We start from the raw sequence: 18,159 nt of genomic DNA on the forward strand, positions 1-18,159 counted from the left end.
ATAGACAAAGTGAGTATAGGTGCTAGTGAAAATCTGGCTACTTAATTTTTATTGTTATTTGAAATGCCATATTGAATTGATTTACCTCCATCTCTTTTGAGGAGTGGCCAAGTGAGTAAAACCCCTGCTAGGGTGTTAATCATATTAAGCAATAATATTATTCCTAAGACATGGACAGTGCCCAAGTAGAGCAAATATCTACGATATTGAAGTTATGAGTTGAGATCGTGAAGATCTCTACTAGTTTAGAGTTACAACGATTCATATGGATGTGCTTATGAAGGTGAAGCAAATTAGCTTGGCTCTGACAGGACTAGTTTTAACTGCGACGTCTAAATCAGCAGTAATCCTCGTCCCTGCATTAAGTGATGGAAATTTGGCGCTCTCAGGAGCAGGGAGTGCTGCGATTGCGGATAATGCGACAATTGCTTATACCAACCCTGCAGGAATGAGCGTATTAGGCAAAGATGCGTTGAGCGCCTCTCTTGGTGTAATGGCTTACGATGCGGACTATTATTCACAATCTGGGATTGGCAATGCTCCCGATTCAGGGTCAGTGATGCCCAATGGTAATTTCTTCATTGTTAAGCAACTGCAACAAGGTACAGCTATCGGATTTTCTCTTACCGCCCCAGGTGGTGCATCGTTGGACTATGGAACAAATTGGGAAGGGAGTGCTCAGCTTAACGACGTGAGCCTAACGTCTGTGCAACTGAATCCTTCATTTTCCTATCGAATTTCATCTCAATGGGCGGTAGGTCTTGGTATAGCTGTGGAATATATGACGGTAGAAGAGCACGTATTAAACAAGCGTATCAATATTTCCGCCGATGATTGGAATGCAGGATTTAATGCTGGGCTTTTATTTAAACCTACTGAGAAAGATCAATTCGGATTTGCTTATCGCTCAGAGATTAAACACGATTTAGCTGGAGATTACACTCGTATTAATGGGTCTTCGGGGAGCGTGGGCTTGAACATTCCCAATGCAGCTCAGCTTGATTTGTCAGGGTTTCATCAGTTAACCGCCAAGTTCGATTTAGCTTGGAGTGTGGGAATGGAGTTTTGGGGTGATTATAACGTTACTTATGTGGAAGTAGACTCTGGTATACCAAAGGGCGTCTATAATCGAGAGTTTGACAATGTTTACACGTTTGCTCTAGGTGGAAGGTACCACATAAACGAACGTTATCGCCTAGACTTTGGGACGAGCTACGCGACTAACCCACAGTCGGACGATACTAAACTGTACCCTGATTTACCTGTTAACGATATCTTCAATGTTGGCGTTGGTTTGAATTATCAAATTAATGCAGCTCTTGCCGTTAATGTGGCTTATCAATATAACGACTATGGTTCGAGAAACATCGAACAAAGTAAAAACTTAATTGGTGTTCAGGGCAGGTATGAGCAAAATAATCAGTTTTTTGCTGTGCAGTTAGATTACGACTATTAGCGATGAAAACCAATAATATTCTACTGAGGTAATGATGAATTTGATTTTAGATTATGCGTCACTGGCGATTTTGTTTATAGTCATTTTGATTTTTATCTATGGCTTAATAGTCGTTCATGACATCCCCTATGAAATAGCGGTTAAGCGTCAACATCCCCATCAAGATGCTATTCATGTAGCGGGGTGGATAAGTTTGTTTTTCCTCCATGTGCTTTGGCCTATTTTATGGGTATGGGCCATGATGTATGACCCTGTGAAACAAAACTGGGCGGGACAGCGTGAGCAAGAAGGATATGACGCGTTGTTGGCTCGCCTTAACCAACTAGAAAAGCAAATGCAGGATAAAGACAGGGAGTAGCTATGGAAACGCTTATTACGCTCAGTTATGTCGCACTATGTGTCATTGTGTTTCGCGTGTTTAAAGTTCCTAAAAACAAATGGACTATCACCACAGCCGGCGTTATCGGGATGTTTTTGGTTGGGTGGATTTTCTTATATATGGCTATGTATCAACCTGTCGCCCGTGTCGCAGGCGTTTACAGCATAACAACTCCTATAACTTCTCAAGTGTCAGGTATAGTGAAAGAAGTATATATAAAGGGCAACACTCCGCTAAAAAAAGGGGAACCGCTCTATAAAATTGATCCGGTTCCATTCCAAGCAGAAGTGGATAAGGTTAAGGCTCAGTTGCTCGGAGTGAGCGCTAAGATTACGCAACTGTCTTTGTCAAAGTCGAATGTTGAACAAGCTATCGCCAAAACACAGGCAAGTATCGACTTCAATAAAAAGGAATTGGCACGTTTCAATAAGCTTGCTAAGAAAGATTTCAGTGCTCAGCAACAAGTGGATAAATTTACCGATACAGTGAACGAACTTACGGCCGTTCAAAACCAAAATCACATTCAGCTTGATGTCCTAGACGCTCAAGTTGATGAGCAAAATGCCAACAACTCTCTTTATCAAGCAGCCTTGGATAAAGCTCAGTTCAATCTTGATAGCACAGTGGTAAGAGCGCCAACAGATGGGTTTGTCACTCAAGTGGCCTTGAGACCAGGTATGAAAAGCCGTGTTGTGCCTTTCCAAGGTAACTTAACGTTTGTTCACAAAGAAGACAAAGTAATCTTCGCTGCATTTAAGCAGAATCCTGCTCGCTACATAAAAAAAGGTTATGAAGCAGAAGTGACATTCAAAACCATTCCTGGTCACGCGTACAAGGCTAAGGTAATGAGTGTCTTGGATATTACTAAGGAAGGTGCTGTCGCTCCTTCAGGAGTGTTGAATGACCCGCTAGCCAGAGTCGGAGGTCGCGTATTAGTGCGTGTTGAACTTAACGAGCCCGAGTTATTAAAAGGCCAGCCCATACCTGCGGGGACAGATGCACATGTTGCGGTATATTCACCGGAATGGGAAATGTTTTCAGTTGTGAGAAAGGTTATTTTGAGAATGCAGAGCTGGCAAAATTGGTTGTTTGAGGGGTAACAGGAAGATAAACTATGAAATCTATAATTATAATAGTAGCTTCGTTTGTATTGGTAGCCTGTGAGTCTACGCAAGACTATCTAGCTGAATATCAAGCCGAAGCAGAGGCGGCATCCAAGCGTAAAGCCGAGTTCGAATTCGACTGTAAGGATGTATCTACAACCTTGATTTCAGAGAAGCGTATCGAAGCTTATCGCTTTGAAAGGCCGCAGTATCAAATAGGTGTTAAAGGTTGTGGCAAGAAAAAAGTCTATCTAGTCAATTGTAATGAAGGTGAAGGGTGTACGGTACTTGATAGCACGCTCAGACTATGAGTTTAACTTCTTAGAAAATGGAAGAATATATTAGAAGTTAAGCAGCTTATATTAACCAAGCTGATAAAATTACTTCCAATATCTAGCGATAAAAAACACAGCATCTGGTTATTAAGTGCATGATTTAATAATCATTATTAATGAGGAGAAGGAAGTATATTATATTTTTCTAGCGATTGAGAATTTCTATATAGTAGGATGAATGCTTTTCAAATGACTTGTACTAATGTCTACTAAAAATATAACTGCTAAAAGATAACTATTAATAATAACTAGTCCATTGAAGCCAGAAGAAAAGCAATCTACTAAATACTAATTTGGTTAGGCAGTATAATAAGCGACTATTCGAACAGTTTTCTCTCCTATCAAAGTTCAAATGTGACTATTTTACTGTTTGAAAATCATGATATTATTCTTCACTTCCAGTTTTGTGGTGGTTTCTGGAGGAGTGTTTGTGGTCATGTTTTTTGTCATGATGATGTTTGTCATGGTGTCCATCTGGGTGGTGGTTTACAGAGTGCTTATGGCCATCATTGCTACCACCATGTTTGTTATGAGGATGACTCTTCTCTTTATCGTGAAACTCTAAATGATCTTTGTTATGTTTGTGTTCCGTTTCAGTGCCATACTTATGCTGCATCTTTTCTTCGGTAGAGTGTTTGGTTTTTTGCATTTTATCTGACATGATTTTCACCTCTCAACAATCTAATTTCTTATATAAGATAGTCTATAAATAATGAGGTACCAAACTTATTGAATGACATAGGTAGATAAAAGCTGCAATTAAGTGCTAAAGAATTTTCTAGAGTATAATGTATTGATCTAAATGTAATAATCTAATCTCAACGTTCTTATTGATGTTTATTGTACTTAAATATGAAACCCATCTTGAAGGTGGAGGAAGAAGGTTGCGACCGATTGTCTCCAAGAACACTAAATAGTTTACGTAAGTAGAGTTGCAAAAAGCACTTAAAGGTATGGTTAATTTGATTGCTGAGCACCTACCAGCTTTGATATGAGTCTGTTTAAACTCTCAAAAACGCTGAAACCCCGATGTTGGTAGCATCGGGGTTTCGAATTTTTCAAGAATTCTTGGTTGGTAAAGCCGAGAATCTTTTTTATGCAAAAGGTTTGGATTTAATCCGAATAATTCCTTGGTGGGGAATTAGATACGGATGAAGTCCATGTGCTCAACTTTTGGCTTGAACGCGTGACGTTGAACGTCTTGTGGCTTAACCTTAACTTCTGCGCCGTCGATCACTAGAGTGATGCCTTCGTAGAATGCTGGCTTGTCCATTTGGTTGATCACGTCATCGTGGTTTAGAGCGATAGAAACAGGTGCTGCTTCACCACCGTAAACGATTGCTGGGAATTGGCCAGCGTGACGTAGGCGGCGGCTCGCACCCTTACCTAGTTCAGTACGTACTACTGCTTCGAATTTCATAGTATTTACTCTCAAAATAGTAAAATTAAAGTAACTGTTTTGACGTAGCGACCTAGTCAAAACTATAGTCGTTCCGAAGTATCGAATCGATACATTCAAAACGAGCGCGGATACTAACATTCAAATCTAGGCTGAGCAATAGCAAATCGCTTATAACGTTACAATTTTTACTCTTTTGCACGCTGCAGTTTAAGGACTGCTCGTAAACCGCCCAATTTGCTCGATTCCAAAGCTAAATCACCTCGATAGCTATGCGCCATCTCATTGACTATATTGAGCCCTAAACCGGTGCCGGGGGTCGTTTCATCAAGGCGAACTCCACGTTTCAGCACTTCCTTTAACTTTTCTTGGGGGATACCAGGACCATCGTCTTCGACGATGATAGCGATCTCGTGATTATCGAGCAGTTCGGAATATACGCGGATGAAGCTGTTACCCCATTTGTAGGCATTTTCCAGCAGGTTACCAAGCATCTCGTCGAGGTCCGCTTTTTCTACAGCGACGTATTGATCGGTATCCAGTTCGCTCACCAAAGCGATATCGCGCTGAGCGTAAACCTTATCGAAAGCCAGTGAAATAGCATCGACGCGTTCACTCGGTGACGACTTAACTGAGAGAATATTCATTGCGCCTGCCATTCGAGTTCGACCCAAATGGTAATCGATATGTGCTTGAATTTGCTCTATCGAGGGTTGCAGCCTCTGTCGGTCTTGCTCTGAAAGTTGGTGTAACTCATTCTTTAACACGGAGAGCGGTGTTTTGAGTGCGTGCGATAGGTTACCTGCGTGATTACGTGCGCGCGCTAATAACTCTTGATAGTGGAACAATAGGGCATTGAGGTCGCTTACGAGTGGCGCAATTTCTTTTGGATATTGTTCGTCGAGTGTTTGTTGCTCACCCGTTTTTAATAGTTTCAGTTCTTTCTGCATCTTCCCTAAAGGTCTGAGTGACCAGCTGACTTGAACCACCACTAAAGTCAGAATACCAATGGAAAGAACACCTAGGATCAACCAAAGTTGGCCTGTCAGCAAATTTAGGGTGTCATCGATACGATCTTCATCTTGGCCAATAATTATTGTGACGCCGTCACTTATGTCGGGTAAGAAGACTGTTCGCTTTATGGCAATAAGTTTCTCGTCTTTGGCACCGAAGTAAGTCGCTTTGTGTTTCTCATTCTTTATTCGAATGGTGCGGTCCCATAAGGAGCGAGAGCGTAGTTTGTCTGAACCACTGTCGACGCTCCAGTACATACCACTGTATGGCTGATTAAAGCGTGGGTCTGAAAGACGAGTTTGTAGAACCAGTTGTCCTTGTTTATTCACTTCTAGATTAGCGGCGATTTCATCCATAGTCAGTCCAAGCTTAGTTTCTAAGTCTTGACTAAGGTAATCACGGACTAGACCGGGAATGAGAATACCGGCGGCGATCATCATGGCTGACAACCACAAGGTGGCTGCCAGTAATAATCGCGTTTTCAGACTGAGTCGCTTGAACTCTGTTTTGAGCCGAGTCGCGCTAATATCAGGCATTAAGTTGATACCCTAAACCACGTACGGTTTTGATGATTTTAGGAGCGATCTTTTTACGGATTCTACCGATAAACACTTCAATGGTGTTGGAGTCTCTATCAAAGTCTTGTTTATAGATATGCTCGACTAACTCAGTGCGAGAAATGACTTTGTCGGCATTATGCATAAAGTAAGCAACGACCTTATATTCCAGTGCGGTTAAGCTTACAGCGTTACCTTGCCACATTACTTTTGAAGTTCGTGTGTCTAGACTTAAGTCACCGACTTGCATCAACGGGGAGGCGTTACCTGAAGCGCGTCGTAGCTGCGCTCGGATACGTGCAATAAGTTCAATCATCTCAAATGGCTTGGTCAGGTAATCATCTGCACCAGCATTAAGGCCTTCGACACGTTGACTTAAGGTGTCACGTGCGCTGAGAATGACGACAGGTGTATTAATGTTCTCGTCTCGAATGCCTTTAAGTACCGTCAAACCATCAATTTTAGGAAGTCCTAAGTCTAGAACAATGGCATCCCACTCTTCTGACGTAGCGCGGTAAAGCGCATCGATGCCGTCTTGGGCAAGTTCTGGCACCCAACCTGCACTTTCTAGAGTTTCTAATATTTGTTCACCCAGTCTTGGGTCATCTTCCACGACAAGAATTTTCATTATTGTTCTCTATTTTATTTTCTTATGACTCTTTGAAGATTATGGCCTTTGATTTCCATCATCTCCAGTGTGGTGGCGTTATATTCGACTTTAATAACATCTTGTTCATGAAGCAATTTTAGCTCGTAAATCCACTCATCGTCGTCTTCTTCTAGTTCGACTTTGATCACTCGACCATTGAGATCGCGTTCTACCGTCGCAAACAACTCGGAAAACGGTTTGATAAGCCCTTGCTGTACAGCGTCATAGACCTCGTCTTGGTCCTCTTCAAACTCAATGCGAGCACCATCCGGTTGCACATCCTGCACGAGGTCGTGACCACTTGGCTTGCTTGAGTCTGAGAAAAATTCGGCATGGGCGCTAAGCGGTACTGCCAATAATAGGGAGAGCGAGACGATGGATATTGTCTGTTTGGTTTTATTTAGCATGGCGGAGACCCAATATTTTCAACATAGTTAAAATATACATTTGTAAACATGAATGAAAGCTGAACAGTGATTAGTTCAGTTCGTCGTCAAAAACTTTGTCTCTCATCTTCCAAAATCGACCACTTTTTCTGGCTATGACAAACGCGGGTAAGCGGAAACGATGTTGATTGTTCACGACTTTTGTTGGCGAAGTGGCATCAAATTCTCGATGTTTGTCGGCCAAATGTGGGCGCACAAACTTAGCGAGAAACGATTCTTTCTGCTTTTTAGTATTTAATGACCAAAACTCACTGACTTGGGTATCGTTTTCTCCAATATAGTTAACTCTTAGACTGTTTTTACCTTTTTCATCTTTATGAACGACAAGGTTCATGTCGGTGCATTCGAAGACGAGCGCATCTTTGAGGTTAAGGGCCTCTTTGAGTTTTTTATCTGGGTCTACCAAAGTGGCGTCGCATTCGTGGCAGATTCGCGCGGCGATATCATTATCAGCGCCACACTCAGAGCAGTACTTGGCTCTAAAGCGATAGTCGCAGTGTTCACGTTCACCGGTTTCTTCGTCGGTGAAATAACCCTGACATTTGCGACCAAAGTGCTCAATTAAAAAACCATTGGCATCGAGTTTGCCCCAGAAGTCATTGTTGAACCCGCACGCAGGGCAGGGGATGGTGATGATTTCGGAATCTGAATCAGGTTTAGGGTTACCGACTTCAGGTTGATACAAATCGTACGTGTTGCCCGCATAGTCTAGAACGAGACACTCTGACTTGCCCTCTGACAATCGTAAGCCGCGGCCGACGATTTGCTGATACAAACTGACGGATTCGGTTGGGCGCAGAATCGCAATCAGATCAACATGGGGAGCATCGAATCCAGTAGTTAAAACCGAAACGTTAACCAAGAACTTGATCTTGCGATTTTTGAAATCACTGATGATAGCGTCGCGTTCAGGTGTTGGAGTATCACCAATGACAATTTGGCTGCTTTCACTCGGTAGCAGTGACAGTATTTCTTGCGCGTGACGAACCGTCGCAGCGAAAATCATGACACCTTGTTTGTCTTCACTATAGCGTTTGATTTGCTCCACAATTTGCGGTGTTGCACGCTTTGATTGCTCAATAACAAGATCCATTTCAGATTCTTTGTATTTACCCATACTGGTAGGTTTGAGCTGCGAAAAGTCGTAACTAAGGACCGGAGCATCGATAAGTTTCGCAGGTGTTAAAAAGCCTTCATCGAGCAAGTATTGGATAGGTAGTTCGAAGATACAATCTTTAAAGAAACGAGCTTCGTCGCTGCGAACTAATCCTTTGGTGTGATATTGATAGATCCAACCAACCCCCAAACGATAAGGGGTTGCGGTTAAACCAAGGATCTTAATTCCTGGATTAATCTCGCATAGGTGGCTGATCACTTTTTGATAGCTTGATGTTTTGGTTTCTGGTACGCGGTGACATTCGTCGATAACAAGCAGTGAAAATTGATTGGCAAATGCATCCAAATTTCTCACTACTGATTGAACGGAGGCGAACACCACTTGCTCGGATGTCTCTTTTCTACCTAAGCCGGCAGAGAAAATAGAGCCTTTGAGTCCATAGCCTTCGTATTTTGCGTGATTTTGTTCTACGAGCTCTTTAACGTGCGCTAGAACCAAAACACGACCTCGCGCTAGCCTTGCAAGTTCGGCAATAACTAAGCTTTTTCCCGCTCCTGTGGGCAATACGATCACCGCAGGGGTATCGTTTTTGCGAAAATAGTGGATTACGGCTTTAACAGAATCGGCTTGGTAGGGGCGAAGCGTGTACATACGGCTCAGTTTTACTCTACATTTCAAAAAACCGCTCTATAATACCTCACGAAATGAAAACGAGGTATTCATGCGTTTAGATAAGTTTTTGTGTGACGCTTTAGGCGCAACACGTAAAGAAGCAACAAAAATCATTAAATCCGGTGATGTTACCGTTGATGGCGTAGTACAAAAGAGCGGTGCATTTAAAGTCACTGAAGATAACAGTGTCGAATGGCAAGATAGAGAGGTCCGCATGCAGGGGCCGCGTTATATCATGTTGTTCAAACCAGATGGCTTTGTTTGTTCTCATGAAGATGGCTTTAACCACACTGCGTTTGTGTTGCTCGATGAAGTCAAAATGGAGAACCTACATTTTGCAGGTCGCTTAGATGTTGATACGACGGGTCTGGTGTTGATTACAGATGATGGTCAATGGTCTCATCGAATTACCTCACCAAAACATAAATGTGCAAAAACTTATCGTGTATGGTTGGCTGACCCTGTGCAAGATAATTACATCAAGGCATTCGAAGAAGGCATTGAGCTAAGAAATGAGAAAGCGCCAACTCTGCCAGCTCAACTTGAAATTATTGATGATAAAGAAGTGTTATTGACCATTCATGAAGGCAAATATCACCAAGTTAAGCGTATGTTTGCGGCGCTAGGTAATAAAGTTGAAGGTCTACATCGTGAAAGCGTCGGTGACATCGTTCTTGATGAAATGCTTGAGCCAGGAGAGTATCGATATCTTACTCAAGAAGAAATTGACTCTGTCTGGAAAAAGTAATACTAATAAACTGTTTTGATAGATAAAACGTCTACTCCTCCAGAGTAAAAGTAATACCCGTAATGAATCACTACTCTCGTATTCTGAGAACCTTCCATATATTACGGTTACCCCGAAGGTAGCGCGCTTTTATTGCGCTATCTCACATCACTCAATGGGATAAATTGAGTCTAGGTTGTTTATTTGTTGGCACGGATCGCAAACAAATAAAGATTTCATTAGGAGCGATATGAGTTCTAAACCAGTATCGCAGCCCGACATACCTCAACTAGGTTTGGTTCTTTTCCTAGTTCTCGGAGCCATAGGCGCTTTAACGCCTCTTGCTATCGATATGTACTTGCCCGCGATGCCGACTATCGCACAAGATTTAGGGGTAACAGCCGGTGCTGTTCAGATTACATTAACGGTATACACTGCCGGATTTGCTATCGGCCAACTTTTACATGGTCCTCTTGCTGATAGTTTTGGTCGCCGGCCGATCCTGCTGTTTGGCGTGTTCTTTTTTGGTGTTGCTTCGGCGATATCAGCGACCGCAACGACGATTGAATCTTTGACCTATATTCGTACTGCCCAAGGCTTTGCGGGTGCAGCGGCAGCGGTCATTATCCAAGCTGTAGTTCGAGACATGTTCGATAAAGAAGATTTCGCACGTACCATGTCTTTTGTCACCTTGGTCATTACCTTAGCTCCGTTAGTGGCACCTATGATAGGGGGCCACTTGGCAGTCTGGTTTGGGTGGCGTTCGATATTTTGGGTGCTGACCGCATTTTCTGGTGTGGTAATAGCAGCGGTACTTTGGAAAATTCCTGAGACTTTAGCGCCAGAAAATAGACAGCCACTTCGTTTTCGAACCACGATCAGAAATTACCTGAGGTTATGCAAGAATCCGGTTGCGATGGGACTGATGTTCTCTGGGGCGTTTTCGTTCGCAGGTATGTTTGCCTTTCTCACGGCGGGCTCGTTTGTCTATATTGATATCTATGGTGTAACGCCAGATCAGTTTGGATATCTGTTTGGCCTGAACATTGTCACAATGATCATCATGACCAGTATTAATGGCCGCATGGTGAAGAAAGTTGGCTTACATGGCATGCTTCGTTTTGGGCTAAGTATTCAGTTATTCGCAGGTCTAGGACTGTTAGCGAGTGGTATTTTAGATCTTGGGATCTGGGGTACGGTTCCTTTCGTTATGCTATTTATTGGGACGTTGTCGACCATCGGCAGTAATTCAATGGGCTTGTTGTTAAGCGGTTATCCAACGATGGCCGGCACGGCTTCTTCACTGGCAGGAACATTGCGATTTGGCACTGGCTCAGTCATTGGGGCGATTGTGGCAATGCTTCCGGGTGGAACAGTTTGGCCTATGATTGCATTAATGGCTATTTGTTCGGTATTATCCGCCGCCTTATATTGGACGTTTGGGAAAAAAGCATAATGTCTGACTACTATTCAGAGATACAAAAAGTCGTAAACAGTGCACTTGAAGAATTGGCGAATGAGCATGCTTCAGGCAAATTGATTAATTCTCCAGTGACTAACAATCACTTTCTTGTTCGATGGGTAACAAAAGCGATAAAAACTCAGCGTTTTGGGAAAACGACCAGTGCTAACCTAATTCAATGGCAGAAATCTGGGCGTTCCAAGGGTAATGATTCAATGCTTGAACCTTTGTTTAAGCGCATTTCTGCTTATTATGCTGAGTTTTTTTCTGGTGACGTACAACCAGTAACTGATGCAAAAATCGAGCAGTTCATTGAAGATATGGAAGCGGCGGGTTGGGGTGTCTGCACCTCAGAGATTCTGACTGATGGAAGTAAAGTTCAATTCTTCACCGATGGTCATAACTCGTTTGCGCTATGCGCGAATCAATGTGATGACTGTTTTGATGCAGAAAACCTGGTGAAGCCGATGAGTTGGTTTGTACGTGGTAATCATGCGGAGTTTGTGACTAAAGCCTACGAGGCTGGTTTTATGCTCCACAAACGCACTGATTATAAATCGAAAGTGAAGTATCACGGCGAATATCTGATTTATCCAATGAACAAAGGGACACAGCTGGCTGAAATCCCACTGTCATTTAAAGCTTAAGTTAAAGCTTAATGGTATTAGAGTATAGTTGTCTTAGAACACAATTTGTCTTAGAGCATTATTGTCGCAAAGCATAGAGGTTGAAGTTATTTGTAACGACTAGGCTTTGCGGCAGATCGCCCTTACCATTCCTTTAAAAATGAATAAGTGTGCAGGCATCATTGCAAACCAATAAAGCAGCCCTTTGAATCCTTGCGGGTGCCACCACGCAGTCACGTTGATTTCTCTTTTGTCGCCATGATCAGTAATGGTGAATTCTAGTCGCCCCAATCCAGGGCCTTTCATTCCAAATAGTAGTGACAGAAAATGTGGCTTGTCGCATCGAATGACTTTCCATGAATCGATAAAGTCACCCACTTTTAGTTCTGGTCCTTCTGGCGAGCGCCTTATTGGTCTTCCTGCACCAAACAGTACATCTAACCATTCTCGAGTGCGCCATAGTGCATTAGCAAAGAAGTAGCCTTCTTTCGGACTGCCTATTTGTTTGACGACCTCCCAAAGCTGCTCGGTGGATTTATCAGTGAAATAGCTGGCTCCAGTCTTCTTTGGGTAATAGCCAAATCCTGCTTGCCAACGTGTTAATGCCGCCGGGTCGTAGCCCCAAACATTGCTACGAATAAAGATGCCTTCTTTTTCTATGGTCTCTGATACTGAATCGGAGTAGGAAACCATATCTTGTGGGTAACAAGTTCTGATTGCGTGAGAATCGGCGATAAAGTCATGTTCTAGCCCCGCCAATAATGCTTTACCAATGCTTGAAGGAACCGAGGTCACAACGCCGAGCCAGTATGAGGCGAGTTTAGGTGTGAGAAATCGCGTTGACCAGAGTCGCAGTGGTTTGTTTATTTTGCTGCAAATAACGGCGAACTGCTCGCGGTAGGACAAGGTGTCGGGGCCACCAACCTCATAAATAATCGACTCGGGTGATGTCTCTTTAGCCAGTTCGATTAGGTAATGATTGAGGTTTTGCAAAGCGATAGGGTTAGCTTTGGAGTCCACCCATTTGGGGGCGATTAAGATAGGTAGATTATAGACGAAATCTCTCATGATTTCGTAGGCGGCAGAACCGGGGCCGATAATAACACCTGCACGCAGTTCGGTAATCGGCACTTTACTAGTACGAAGAAGCTTGCCGGTTGCTTTTCTTGCTGCGAGATGCTCGGAATTACCAGTTTGAGGTTGTATTGCGCTGAGATAGATGACGTGTTCAACATGACTGATATCGAGTGCATCCTTGAAGTTTTGAGCAAGAGAAAGCTCATAGTCCAAAAAGTCATGGCCATGAGCCATACCGTGTACTAAGAAATAAACGATATCGAACTTAGGAATGAGTGCCATTGTGGCGTCTCGATTAGCGAGGTCAAGATATTCAAACTTAAGCATCGAGTGGGGGACAACGCGGCTTTTTAAGTAGTCTATTTGACGAGCCGCAGCTGTTACTTCGTATCCTTGAGCTAGTAGGATAGGAATGAGCTGAGAACCGACATAACCCGACGCCCCCAATACCAATACGCGCTTCATATTCCGTTATCTCTCTTAATTGTTATCTCTATAAAATTTAACACATTTTTCTAGTTTATCTTCATTTGTTTACAATACATGATGGCTGATTATGATGTTTTCACGCGTATATGTTCCAAATTCCAATTCTTTTAAAAAACGATATCTTGAATCGAAATTGAGCTAAACCGACTCAATGTAGGGGCTTTATGGCCAAATTTGCTTCCTAGAACTGCAAATTTAGTGTAGATTCACACTCCAAATTTACCAGTGATTGAAGAGATTGAATGCTTAAGTTGTCAGACCTTTGTAAAGGCTATATTGACGGTGGAGAATTCCATCCTGTATTGCAAAGTGCAGAGCTAACGCTGTCGCAAGGTGAACAACTGGCATTGATGGGTGAAAGTGGCTCAGGTAAGAGTACACTTCTGAACTTAATCGCTGGCATCGATAAGGTAGATTCTGGGGAAATCTGGTACCCCGATTTTGCTATGCATGATGCAAAAGAAAGTCTTAGAACGGCTTATCGAAGAAATAATATTGGTCATATCTTTCAGCAGTTCAATTTGCTACCAACTCTTAATATTGCCGACAACATTCGATTCTGCAGACAGATTAAAGGACTGCCAGAAGATCGAGGGCTTTGGCGTCAGATTTTATCCGCTTTAGATTTAATGGCGTTGCTTGGTCGTTATCCAGAAGAACTGTCTGGGGGACAACAGCAACGTGCGGCTATCGCCCGTGCACTCTATATGGAGCCCAAAATTCTGCTAGCCGATGAGCCAACGGGTAGCTTGGATGAGCGTAACGCTGAAGCGGTAATGCGACTTCTTACTTCACTGACACGACATCTAGAGTGCACCTTGCTTGTTGTCACCCATAGTGAAAAAGTCGCCTCTCACATGGACGGTTCTATCCGCCTTCAAGGGGGGCAACTTCATGTTATGGCCCGTAGTTAAAGCACTACTTGGCCATTATCGTCGCCACCCGTTACAAATTCTTCTCGTCTGGCTTGGTTTAACGCTTGGTGTATCGCTATTAGTTGGCGTTACGGCTATAAACCACCACGCTAAACAGGCTTACGCAAGCGGTGAAAAACTTTTCGCTAATCCCGTTCCATACCGCATTCGCCCTAAGCACGCAGAAACCAAAATTCCGCAGGGCTTCTATATCCAACTGCGCCGCGAAGGGTTCAAGCAATGTGTGCCTTTTGACATTCAAAAAGTAACCACAGCTGATGGTTTAGAGCTTAACTTAGTTGGCGTAGATCCAATTTCTTTATTGCAGCTGCGTAATGTCGTCACCATTGGCGATATCGCATCGCAAGATATGATAAAAGTCCCAACGACAATTATTGTGAGTCATGATCTTGCCGAGCTTAAAGGCTGGCAAAATGGCGATACGTTGACGCTCAATAATGGAATTCAGTTAGGCCCTATCAAGATTGATTCGAAGAAAGGCATTCGCGGAACGCGTATCTTAGCGGATATGTCTTTAGTCCGTGCGATGAAAAAATCGTCTGGGTTGTCTGTAATTGCTTGTGGTGAGATGAGTGCAGCCAAACTTGAGAATCTTCGTAAGATGATTCCAAATGGTATGACGTTATCACGCAGCTCACAATCAGAACTGGAATCTCTCACTAAGGCATTCCACACCAACTTATCTGCGATGAGTATGCTGTCCTTCGTTGTCGGCCTTTTTATCTTCTACCAAGCAATGTCGTTGTCTTTAGCTCAGCGTCAGCCTTTGGTTGGTAGTCTGCGCCAAGTCGGCGTCTCGGGGTGGCAGTTGACTCAAGCCTTGTGTCTTGAACTGGCCGCTTTAGTATTCTTGAGCTGGCTCGGTGGCAACCTATTTGGCTTAGCATTGGCAAATCAATTGATTCCAGCGGTCTCACAGAGCTTGAATGATCTGTACGATGCGAACATCGGTTTGAGCATTGAGTGGAGCTGGCAGTGGAGCCTTTATAGCTTCTTATTAGCGTTCACTGGGGCTGTGGTCTCGTGTGGCTGGCCGTTAGTCCGACTTTTGAAATCTCAACCTATTCGACTTTCTGCTCGTCTATCGTTAATGCGATTTACCGGGGCAGAGTTTACATGGCAAGCGTTTGTAGCGTGCGGATTTTGTGTGGCTGCAGTCGCAATTTATCAAGCGCCTAAGTCGCAGAACTCAGGTTATGCCATCATTGTTTTGATGTTGCTAAGTGTCGCATTGATTACGCCGTTTATCACATGGAAAATCTTCACGTTATTCTCGTACTCTCTCCGCTGGGTGAAAGTCCGTTGGTTCTTTGCTGACGCGGCAGCCAGTATGAGCTATCGCGGTGTTGCCAATATGGCCTTCATGTTAGCTATGGCTGCTAATATGGGGGTTGAGACCATGGTCGGCAGCTTTAGAGATACCACTGACCGATGGTTAACCCAAAGGCTAGCGGCAGATATTTACGTCTATCCAACCAACAATAATGCGGTTCGCATGAGTAAATGGTTGGAAGCTCAGCCCGAGGTTGATCGCGTTTGGTGGCGTTGGGAAGAAGAGATACCTACAGAGCATGGCATGATGCAAGTGGTAAGTTCGGGTGACTCAGAAGGTGAGCGCGACGCGTTGACCGTTAAAATTGCCGTGCCTAACTATTGGTATAACCTTCACCACTCTCGCAGTGTCATGATCAGCGAATCTATGGCGCTTAAGTTAGATATTCGTCCGGGCGATTACGTCGATTTAGGGCCACCATTAGGTGGGAACTGGCACGTGATTGGTGTCTACTATGATTACGGAAACCCGTATCATCAGGTATTGCTATCGCAGAATCGTTGGTTAGCTAACTTAGAGGGATCTGGTGATGTGGCGTTAGGCGCGGTGCTTAATGATAAGTCGCAATCGCTGTTTGTTGAAAGACGCCTGCAATCGACATTTAGGTTAAACAGTGAACGGATTTACGACAACACGTCTATTCACGCTAAAGCGATGACAACCTTTGACCGTACTTTTGCGATTGCTGACACCTTGGGCAATATCACCTTGGTGATTGCTGTATTTGGTATCTTCTTTGCAACAATAGCAGGGGAGATCTCTAGACAACGTCATACCTCATTGCTGCGCTGTTTGGGTATTTCCGCAAAAGAGCTGGTGTTAATGGGGGGGTTACAGTTGCTGGTGTTTGGGCTTATCTCTGCCATTATTGCTATGCCACTCGGCATTGCACTAGCGCAACTGATCGTGGATATTGTGATCAAGCAATCGTTCGGTTGGTCTTTACAACTGCAGATTGTCCCATGGCAGTATCTCACCACATGTTTGTGGTCCCTGTTGGCCTTGGTAGTTGCAGGAGCGCTACCAGTGCTGAAGTTGATACGTAATACACCGATTCATTCGTTAAGGGATGCGTTATAGATGAATCGTATGCAGAAGCTTATTTTCTCATGCTTGCTGGTGGTGGTGATCGCCAGCACTTCAATTTGGCTAACGGAATCACGCGAGTCAAAGCCTAGTGTGACTAAAGCGAGCTATATCAATACCGTATTTGGTTCTCCAGGTCGTAAAGTATTTGAACCTGTTTTACCCGACCGAGACGTTGAACTACCAAGAGACTTCCGTTTCCATCCTGAGTTCCAACATGAATGGTGGCAGATGGTGGTGCAACTTAAAGACGAATCTGGTCAGGCATACTGGCTAAGATGGCGCTTTTTTCGCTATGCCAGTGATGACCGTATTGCAACGGGTTGGCAAGATCCACAAATCTACATCGCAAATTTAGTGATGAATAGCCATTTAGGAATGTTTACCGATCAGCGCATCGCTCGCGGTGGTATTGGTCAGGCGGGAGGTCTTAGCCGTCCATTTCGAGTTTGGATTGATGAGTGGTCTTGGCGTTCTCTGTCTAATCAGCCACTGCCTGGGAATCTACGTTTATCCAGCGATAAATTTAGTGTGAATCTTAAGTTAAAACAAACCGGCCCATATGCTCTAATTGGTGAAAATGGCTACCACGCTAAACATGATCTACTCCCTCGCGCATCTTACACCTTTGAATCGCCATTTGTTGCATCAATAGGAGAGTTGACCCTACCAGATGGTAAGACGTTGAAAGTGACTGGCCGTGCGTGGCTAAGTAAAGAGTGGGGTAGTGAGCTTGTTGGTGCTAATTATGTCGGCGAAGATAACTTTCTTCTTTGGCTGAGCGATACTGAAGCGCTACAAGTGAGCCAATATCGTTACAAAGACAATATGCCCTATACCACAGCTTCTTTGATTGATATTAATGGTAACATCATTAATATCCCATCGGAGGATATCATACTTAAGGCGCTCAGCTATACGGAATTTGCGTCAGGAACTCGTGTGCCTCTATCTTGGAACTTACAAATTTCCAGTCAAAATATCGACTTGGTTATTAATGCTCGTAAGCGAGAAAATTGGGTGAATTTCGTCGTACCACAATGGCAGGGGTCGGTTACGGCTAAAGGTTCAGATTCTGCTATTGGCTTTATGCAACTTAGTGGTTATTAGGTAAGAAAAACCTTTTTGTTGTTATATAGTTACAAGTAACAATCTGTTACTGATTCTCTTCAGCCTTCAACTCTCAAATGATATTGACTACAGCTAAGTGATTGAATTTATCAATGACTAGCTGCTCATCTATGCACTATACTTCTATCTAACATGGCCATTACTTGTGAGGATATCTCGAACGGTT

General features: G+C 43.5%; 17 protein-coding genes. 10 read left to right on the plus strand and 7 right to left on the minus strand.

Annotated elements, in window-relative coordinates:
• Window positions 1–277 precede the first annotated feature (277 nt).
• The 4 genes from AWH66_RS15305 to AWH66_RS15320 are packed head-to-tail and all read left to right on the plus strand — an operon-like array spanning window position 278 to window position 3,249.
• The gene (locus AWH66_RS15305) at window positions 278–1,456 is read left to right on the plus strand and encodes an OmpP1/FadL family transporter (RefSeq protein WP_063606194.1); all 1,179 of its coding nucleotides are present in this window, start codon (window positions 278–280) and stop codon (window positions 1,454–1,456) included.
• A 34-nt stretch (window positions 1,457–1,490) separates the two neighbouring features.
• Window positions 1,491–1,814 (plus strand): DUF3302 domain-containing protein, encoded by a 324-nt coding sequence (locus AWH66_RS15310; RefSeq protein WP_063606195.1) that lies wholly within the window; start codon window positions 1,491–1,493, stop codon window positions 1,812–1,814.
• A 2-nt stretch (window positions 1,815–1,816) separates the two neighbouring features.
• Window positions 1,817–2,935 carry an HlyD family secretion protein gene (locus tag AWH66_RS15315; protein ID WP_063606196.1) on the plus strand — a complete coding sequence of 373 codons (1,119 nt, stop codon included), beginning with the start codon at window positions 1,817–1,819 and terminating at the stop codon, window positions 2,933–2,935.
• A 14-nt stretch (window positions 2,936–2,949) separates the two neighbouring features.
• Window positions 2,950–3,249, plus strand: coding sequence for a hypothetical protein (locus AWH66_RS15320; RefSeq protein ID WP_063606197.1), 300 nt, complete (start codon window positions 2,950–2,952; stop codon window positions 3,247–3,249).
• 409 nt (window positions 3,250–3,658) lie between these two features.
• Here the strand turns inward: AWH66_RS15320 and AWH66_RS15325 are convergent, their stop codons facing one another.
• The 6 genes from AWH66_RS15325 to radD form a co-directional block, all read right to left on the minus strand.
• A complete protein-coding gene (locus AWH66_RS15325; protein WP_063606198.1) occupies window positions 3,659–3,934 on the minus strand; it encodes a hypothetical protein in 276 nt (91 codons plus the stop codon).
• Window positions 3,935–4,414: 480 nt separating this feature from the next.
• Window positions 4,415–4,693 (minus strand): 50S ribosomal protein L25, encoded by a 279-nt coding sequence (rplY, locus tag AWH66_RS15330; RefSeq protein WP_006071740.1) that lies wholly within the window; start codon window positions 4,691–4,693, stop codon window positions 4,415–4,417.
• A gap of 167 nt (window positions 4,694–4,860) precedes the next feature.
• The gene (locus AWH66_RS15335; RefSeq protein WP_063606199.1) at window positions 4,861–6,222 is read right to left on the minus strand and encodes an ATP-binding protein; all 1,362 of its coding nucleotides are present in this window, start codon (window positions 6,220–6,222) and stop codon (window positions 4,861–4,863) included.
• Window positions 6,215–6,871 carry a response regulator transcription factor gene (locus AWH66_RS15340; protein ID WP_038230203.1) on the minus strand — a complete coding sequence of 219 codons (657 nt, stop codon included), beginning with the start codon at window positions 6,869–6,871 and terminating at the stop codon, window positions 6,215–6,217. The genes AWH66_RS15335 and AWH66_RS15340 overlap by 8 nt, the downstream gene beginning before the upstream one ends.
• Before the next feature lie 14 nt (window positions 6,872–6,885).
• A complete protein-coding gene (locus tag AWH66_RS15345; protein WP_031497177.1) occupies window positions 6,886–7,299 on the minus strand; it encodes a PepSY domain-containing protein in 414 nt (137 codons plus the stop codon).
• 70 nt (window positions 7,300–7,369) lie between these two features.
• Window positions 7,370–9,106: a DNA repair helicase RadD gene (gene radD, locus AWH66_RS15350; protein ID WP_063606200.1), complete on the minus strand. Its 1,737-nt coding sequence runs from the start codon at window positions 9,104–9,106 to the stop codon at window positions 7,370–7,372.
• 70 nt (window positions 9,107–9,176) lie between these two features.
• On the opposite strand from radD, the gene rsuA reads away from it, so the two are divergent.
• From rsuA to AWH66_RS15365, 3 genes are all read left to right on the plus strand, one after another.
• Window positions 9,177–9,875: a 16S rRNA pseudouridine(516) synthase RsuA gene (rsuA, locus tag AWH66_RS15355; protein WP_063606201.1), complete on the plus strand. Its 699-nt coding sequence runs from the start codon at window positions 9,177–9,179 to the stop codon at window positions 9,873–9,875.
• Between the two features lie 229 nt (window positions 9,876–10,104).
• The gene (locus AWH66_RS15360; protein WP_062459378.1) at window positions 10,105–11,310 is read left to right on the plus strand and encodes a Bcr/CflA family multidrug efflux MFS transporter; all 1,206 of its coding nucleotides are present in this window, start codon (window positions 10,105–10,107) and stop codon (window positions 11,308–11,310) included.
• A complete protein-coding gene (locus tag AWH66_RS15365; protein ID WP_062459382.1) occupies window positions 11,310–11,963 on the plus strand; it encodes a DUF2913 family protein in 654 nt (217 codons plus the stop codon). Before AWH66_RS15360 ends, AWH66_RS15365 begins: the two co-directional genes overlap by 1 nt.
• A 99-nt stretch (window positions 11,964–12,062) precedes the next feature.
• Here AWH66_RS15365 and AWH66_RS15370 read toward each other — a convergent pair whose 3' ends face one another.
• The gene (locus tag AWH66_RS15370; protein WP_063606202.1) at window positions 12,063–13,484 is read right to left on the minus strand and encodes a DUF2867 domain-containing protein; all 1,422 of its coding nucleotides are present in this window, start codon (window positions 13,482–13,484) and stop codon (window positions 12,063–12,065) included.
• Window positions 13,485–13,750: 266 nt separating this feature from the next.
• On the opposite strand from AWH66_RS15370, the gene AWH66_RS15375 reads away from it, so the two are divergent.
• From AWH66_RS15375 to AWH66_RS15385, 3 genes are read left to right on the plus strand one after another with little or no spacing between them, the layout of a single operon-like run.
• Window positions 13,751–14,422: an ABC transporter ATP-binding protein gene (locus AWH66_RS15375; RefSeq protein ID WP_006074745.1), complete on the plus strand. Its 672-nt coding sequence runs from the start codon at window positions 13,751–13,753 to the stop codon at window positions 14,420–14,422.
• On the plus strand, window positions 14,403–16,856 hold the full coding sequence (locus tag AWH66_RS15380) for an ABC transporter permease (RefSeq protein ID WP_063606203.1): 2,454 nt from the start codon (window positions 14,403–14,405) through the stop codon (window positions 16,854–16,856). Before AWH66_RS15375 ends, AWH66_RS15380 begins: the two co-directional genes overlap by 20 nt.
• The gene (locus tag AWH66_RS15385) at window positions 16,857–17,972 is read left to right on the plus strand and encodes a lipocalin-like domain-containing protein (protein WP_063606204.1); all 1,116 of its coding nucleotides are present in this window, start codon (window positions 16,857–16,859) and stop codon (window positions 17,970–17,972) included.
• Window positions 17,973–18,159: the final 187 nt, after the last annotated feature.

Origin of the sequence: Vibrio barjaei (genome assembly GCF_001639065.2) — a bacterium.
Lineage (GTDB): Bacteria > Pseudomonadota > Gammaproteobacteria > Enterobacterales > Vibrionaceae > Vibrio > Vibrio barjaei.

What these genes read in the sequence shown, in the direction of transcription:
- AWH66_RS15305 (WP_063606194.1), top strand. Translation starts at nt 278, where the DNA reads ATGAAGGTGAAGCAAATTAGCTTGGCTCTGACAGGACTAGTTTTAACT.
- AWH66_RS15310 (WP_063606195.1), top strand. Translation starts at nt 1,491, where the DNA reads ATGAATTTGATTTTAGATTATGCGTCACTGGCGATTTTGTTTATAGTC.
- AWH66_RS15315 (WP_063606196.1), top strand. Translation starts at nt 1,817, where the DNA reads ATGGAAACGCTTATTACGCTCAGTTATGTCGCACTATGTGTCATTGTG.
- AWH66_RS15320 (WP_063606197.1), top strand. Translation starts at nt 2,950, where the DNA reads ATGAAATCTATAATTATAATAGTAGCTTCGTTTGTATTGGTAGCCTGT.
- AWH66_RS15325 (WP_063606198.1), bottom strand. Translation starts at nt 3,934, where the DNA reads ATGTCAGATAAAATGCAAAAAACCAAACACTCTACCGAAGAAAAGATG.
- rplY (WP_006071740.1), bottom strand. Translation starts at nt 4,693, where the DNA reads ATGAAATTCGAAGCAGTAGTACGTACTGAACTAGGTAAGGGTGCGAGC.
- AWH66_RS15335 (WP_063606199.1), bottom strand. Translation starts at nt 6,222, where the DNA reads ATGCCTGATATTAGCGCGACTCGGCTCAAAACAGAGTTCAAGCGACTC.
- AWH66_RS15340 (WP_038230203.1), bottom strand. Translation starts at nt 6,871, where the DNA reads ATGAAAATTCTTGTCGTGGAAGATGACCCAAGACTGGGTGAACAAATA.
- AWH66_RS15345 (WP_031497177.1), bottom strand. Translation starts at nt 7,299, where the DNA reads ATGCTAAATAAAACCAAACAGACAATATCCATCGTCTCGCTCTCCCTA.
- radD (WP_063606200.1), bottom strand. Translation starts at nt 9,106, where the DNA reads ATGTACACGCTTCGCCCCTACCAAGCCGATTCTGTTAAAGCCGTAATC.
- rsuA (WP_063606201.1), top strand. Translation starts at nt 9,177, where the DNA reads ATGCGTTTAGATAAGTTTTTGTGTGACGCTTTAGGCGCAACACGTAAA.
- AWH66_RS15360 (WP_062459378.1), top strand. Translation starts at nt 10,105, where the DNA reads ATGAGTTCTAAACCAGTATCGCAGCCCGACATACCTCAACTAGGTTTG.
- AWH66_RS15365 (WP_062459382.1), top strand. Translation starts at nt 11,310, where the DNA reads ATGTCTGACTACTATTCAGAGATACAAAAAGTCGTAAACAGTGCACTT.
- AWH66_RS15370 (WP_063606202.1), bottom strand. Translation starts at nt 13,484, where the DNA reads ATGAAGCGCGTATTGGTATTGGGGGCGTCGGGTTATGTCGGTTCTCAG.
- AWH66_RS15375 (WP_006074745.1), top strand. Translation starts at nt 13,751, where the DNA reads ATGCTTAAGTTGTCAGACCTTTGTAAAGGCTATATTGACGGTGGAGAA.
- AWH66_RS15380 (WP_063606203.1), top strand. Translation starts at nt 14,403, where the DNA reads ATGTTATGGCCCGTAGTTAAAGCACTACTTGGCCATTATCGTCGCCAC.
- AWH66_RS15385 (WP_063606204.1), top strand. Translation starts at nt 16,857, where the DNA reads ATGAATCGTATGCAGAAGCTTATTTTCTCATGCTTGCTGGTGGTGGTG.